This is a genomic window from Bradyrhizobium sp. KZN70725 (assembly GCF_055264925.1).
On the sequence record NZ_JBUYWT010000133.1, the window covers coordinates 1 to 4,794 of the forward strand.

Below are 4,794 nucleotides of genomic sequence, written 5' to 3' on the forward strand. Positions count from 1 at the left end.
CGTCGAGCCGATATCCCCAGAAGCATCGAAATCCTCGTGCCGCCAGAGAACTTGCCGATCCTAAGCTGGCTCGGTATCAAACCGTCAAAATCACTGTGACGAGCCACTAGCTTTGTAGCCCGGATGAAGCGCAGCGAAATCCGGGGAGCATGCGTGAAGGTCCCGGATTACGCTTCGCTTCATCCGGGCTACGATTGCAACGCATCAGGTCACGAGCACGGCCCGAGGCAGTCGGGCGCAGTTTCTGGATAATAGAAGAATGCCGCTGATTTGCCCGACGAGTCAAGTCGCCGTGTCGAAGCCGGCAGCCCCAGCCCCCCCCCCGGCTCCTTTGCATGGGGTTGTTTTCGATATTTTGGCAATGCGGCCCTGCGACGGCAGCCTCATAGGGGGGCAAAGGCGCTCTTGCGCCGTGCCCACCCTACGCATTGGTCACCCCGCCCGCATCTCCGCCCTGATCATGTCGGCCGCCTTCTCGCCGATCATGATGGTCGGTGCATTGGTGTTGCCGCCTATCAGGGTCGGCATGATCGAGGCGTCGACTACGCGCAGGCCTTCGAGCCCGTGCACGCGCAGCTTCGGATCGACCACCGCGAGCGGATCGCCGGTGCCCATCTTGCAGGTGCCGACCGGGTGATAGACTGTGTCGACGCGCTCGCGCAGAATGCTGCGGATATCGTCGTCGGTGCGGACGTTGGACGTGAACACATCCTTCTGCTGCAGGGCGCGCAGCGCCGGCGCCTCCATCAGCCGCCGCGTGGTCTTGTAGCCCGCCACCATCGATTCGAGATCGTCTTCCTCGCCGAGGAAGTTGGGGTCGATCAGCGGCGCCCGCATCGGGTCGCTGCCGGCCAGCGCGACGCTGCCGCGGCTCTTCGGCCGCAGCAGGCAGACATGGCAGGAGAAGCCGGTGCCGCCGTGGCGCTTGCGGCCGTGGTCGTCGACCATCGCCATGCCGAAATGCAGCTGGATGTCGGGGATGTCGAGATCGGGCCGCGTCTTCAGGAAGCCGCCGCATTCGGCGAAGTTCGAGGTGAGGGGGCCGCGGCGCTCGCGCCGATATTGCATGATGGCGCGGACGAGCCGCGGCATGCCCTTCAGCGAGATGCCGGCGAAGTTCGGATTGTCGGACATGTAGCCGAAGATGAAATCGGGATGGTCCTGCAGGTTTTGGCCGACGCCGGGCAGATGATGCACGCTGGCGAGGCCGTGCTTGCCGAGCGCTGCGGCATCGCCGACGCCCGACAGCATCAACAGCTGCGGCGACTGGAACGCGCCGGCGGCAAGCAGGACTTCGCGCCGCGCGTGGATTTGCTTCAGCTCCTTGCCCTGCCGGTATTCGACGCCGACCGCGCGCTTACCCTCGAACAGGATGCGCGTCGCGTGCGCATTGGTCTCGACGCGAAGGTTGGGACGCCTGCCGATATGCGGATGCACATAAGCGCGTGCCGCGCTCCAGCGCTCGCCGTTGCGTTGCGTCACCTGGTAGATGCCGAGGCCCTCATGGTCGTCGGCATTGAAATCCTCGCGGATGCGGAATTGCGCCTCTTGCGCCGCCTGCAGGAAGGTCTGCTGGATCGGATTGCCGGAGCGCAGCTTGTTGACGGCGAGCGGGCCGCCCTTGCCGTGATACTCGCCGTCGAAATCGGAATTGTCTTCCGAGCGCTTGAAATAGGGCAGCACGTCGGCGAACGCCCAGCCGGTATTGCCGAGCGCGGCCCAGTGGTCGTAATCGGCGCGATGGCCGCGAATGTAGACCATGGCGTTGATCGCCGAGGAGCCGCCGAGCCCCTTGCCGCGCGGCTGATAGCCGATGCGGCCGTTGAGGCCTTTCTGCGGCACGGTGTTGAAGGCCCAGTTGTTGACGGTGCCCGCGACCATCAGCACCAGGGCGCCCGGCGTGGTGACGACCCAATTGTCATTGGTGCCGCCGGCATCGAGAAGCGCCACCGACGTCGCCGGATCCTCCGACAGCCGCCCCGCCACCGCGCAGCCGCCGGAGCCCGCGCCCACCACCACGAAATCGAATGTGTCAGTCACGCATCTTCCCCCTTGGTCTTCGTTTTGCGTCATTGCGAGCGCAGCGAAGCAATCCATCTATCCGTTATGCGGCGCTATGGATTGCTTCGCTGCGCTCGCAATGACGGTGTGAATCCTACGACAACATCCGCATCAGCTTCTCCAGCCGCGCGACCTTCGCGCCATAGGGCGGATAGAGATCGGCAAGCCGGTTGAAGCGCGAGCGGTAGAACACCGGCTTGAATTTGGTCAGCGTCTTGAATCCCCACTCGCCGTGATAGGCGCCCGTGCCGGAGGCGCCGACGCCGCCCATCGGTTGATAGGCCTGCGCGAAGTGGAACAGGCAGTCATTGACGGTGACGCCGCCGGACACCGTGCGCGCCAGCACCGCATCGCGGGCGGCGCTGTCGGTGCCGAACCAGTATAGCGCCAGCGGGCGTTCGCGGCTGTTGACGAAGGCGATCGCCTCCGCCGCATCGCGCACGCCGATGACCGGCAACAGCGGCCCGAAGATCTCCTCCTGCATCACCGTCATGTCCGGCGTCGCGTCAACGATCACGGTCGGCGGAAATTTGCGCCTCGCCTTCCACTCGCGGTCGTTCGGCGCTGCCGGCTGCATGATGGTCGCGCCTTTCGCGGCGGCGTCGGCGACCAGCCCCTCGAGGCGTGCATAGTGCCGATCCGAGACGATCGACGTGTAATCGGCGTTATCGGGATCGGTACCGAACATGTGCTGCATGTGACCCTGTAGCCGCATCGCGAAGGGTTGCACCGAGGCCTGCGGCACCAGCGCGTAATCGGGCGCGATGCAGGTTTGGCCGGCATTGAGCAGCTTGCCATAGGCGATGCGCTGCGCGGCTTCGTCGATGTCGGCGGAGCCGTCGACGATCACGGGCGACTTGCCGCCGAGCTCCAGCGTCACCGGCGTCAAATTGCGGCCACAGGCTTCGGCCACCAGCTGGCCGACCCGCGTCGAACCGGTGAAAATCAGATGATCGAACGGCAGCGCGGCAAACGCCCTTGCGATTTCGTCGTCGATATCGGTGACCGCGAGCTCGGTGACATCGAATTTTTTTGCGATCGTCTCCATCAGCAACCCGGCAAAGCGCGGCACCAGCTCGCTCGGCTTGATGATGGCGCGGTTGCCGGCCGCGATCGCGGCGACCGCGGGCGCCAGGGTCAGCTGCAGCGGATAATTCCACGGCGCGATGATGCCGACCACGCCGAGCGGCTGCGGCATCAGCCGGTTCTTGGCCGGCGCGAACTGGACCGTGGTCGGGACCTTCCGCGGCGCCATCCAGCCTTTGAGGTGCTTGGCCGCGTGCCTGATCTCGCCGAGCACCAGCATGGTCTCGGCGATCGCGGTCTCGACGGTGCAGCGGTGGCCGAAATCGGCCGAGATCGCCGCCTCGAATCGCGCCTCATTCTCGGTCAGCGCGGCGCGCAGGCGGCGCAGCCGGTCGAGCCGTGCCTGCAATGTCGGCGCCGGCTCGCTGCGCGACAGCTCGAACTGGCGATGAAAGGCCTCCTCAAGCGCATGCAGCCCCGGGCTCTTCAATGGCCGGTCCATGGCATTTCCCCCTCGGATGACGTTTTCTTGACGATTTTGTTGCGCGCCAAGCTCCGCTTTTGCGCGCGGTCTGGCAAGGCCCGGTTCCCCGGCGGTAAATCCTGCCGGCAAAGCCGGCGATTTCGGCGTCACAAAATCCTCAAAAACCCGCATCCGGGGCTTTCCAAACCGGGCTCACGTTGATACATACGCCCCGCACCCGATGGCCTCGGCCCGGGTCGCCTTCTCAGGAAGCTCCCGGACGGATCGATCGGCGCCGTTGAAAAGCGTTGGCCGGCCGGCTCAGGCACCCTTTCTGCAAGGCACGCAACGGTTTAACGCGGGGTGGAGCAGCCCGGTAGCTCGTCAGGCTCATAACCTGAAGGTCATAGGTTCAAATCCTATCCCCGCAACCAAGTCCGGACCAACCGGTTCCGACAAAATGGCCCGCATTTCGCGGGCCATTTTTGCTTTGGGAGGACAATCGGGCCTCGTGTCGTCGACCGATTGGGCGCAGATCACGGCGTTTCCGCAACGCGGGCCGCTCCCTAGACGATGAAATGGAATTCGTGCCACGCACTCCAGCTGATGCCATCGCTGGCGCGAACCCAAAGGTCGTCAGGCACGGTACCGCCCTGGAATGACGTGCTCGCAATTTGGGCCGCGCTGACGTTGATGGCGGTGCCGGTGGGCTGCGCATTCCCGCCAATGCTCCAGTGGCCGCTGCTTGCCGACGGCGTCGAATCCCAGAGTTGATATTGTGCGATACTGTCGCCGTCGGCATCCGCGACTGAAAACAGAGTTAGTGCGGCCACGCTCTGGTTAGCCGTCGCGTGGAAGTCGGACGCGGTCACCAACGGAGCGCTGTCAACCGGCGCGGTGACGTGAAATTCCTTCCACGCCCCCCAGGCAAAGCCGTCGTAAGCCCTCACCCAGAGATCGTCCGAACCCGAGCCGCTTTGAAAGCTTGTGCTCGAAAGTTGAGCTGCCGTGACATTGATGGCGGCATTGGTGCCTTGGGCGACTCCCCCGACCACCCAGTGCCCGCTGCTCGCATCCGCCGTCGAATCCCACACCTGATAGTTTGTGATGGTGTCGGCATGCAAACGATGACCCAGTACGCGTTCTGGGACACCGGCGGCAATGGCCATTGGGTGGTGAATGGCGTCGCGCAAGCAGCCGGCACCAACATCGAGGTGTCGGCGGCGAACCTGTCGCAGGTGAGT

The 4,794-nt window shown here is 64.6% G+C and carries 3 protein-coding genes and 1 tRNA gene; 1 reads left to right on the forward strand and 3 read right to left on the reverse strand.

Going from position 1 to position 4,794, the window contains the following annotated elements:
- Positions 1–432: 432 nt before the first annotated feature.
- A complete protein-coding gene (locus ACZBJS_RS41955) occupies positions 433–2,040 on the reverse strand; it encodes a GMC family oxidoreductase (RefSeq protein ID WP_316396065.1) in 1,608 nt (535 codons plus the stop codon).
- Positions 2,041–2,155: 115 nt separating this feature from the next.
- On the reverse strand, positions 2,156–3,589 hold the full coding sequence (locus ACZBJS_RS41960) for a coniferyl aldehyde dehydrogenase (RefSeq protein WP_316396066.1): 1,434 nt from the start codon (positions 3,587–3,589) through the stop codon (positions 2,156–2,158).
- Between the two features lie 318 nt (positions 3,590–3,907).
- Here ACZBJS_RS41960 and ACZBJS_RS41965 point away from each other — a divergent pair.
- A tRNA-Met gene (locus ACZBJS_RS41965) sits at positions 3,908–3,984 on the forward strand.
- Positions 3,985–4,116: 132 nt separating this feature from the next.
- Here the strand turns inward: ACZBJS_RS41965 and ACZBJS_RS41970 are convergent.
- Positions 4,117–4,674, reverse strand: coding sequence for a hypothetical protein (locus tag ACZBJS_RS41970; protein WP_463440280.1), 558 nt, complete (start codon positions 4,672–4,674; stop codon positions 4,117–4,119).
- Between the last annotated feature and the right edge of the window lie 120 nt (positions 4,675–4,794).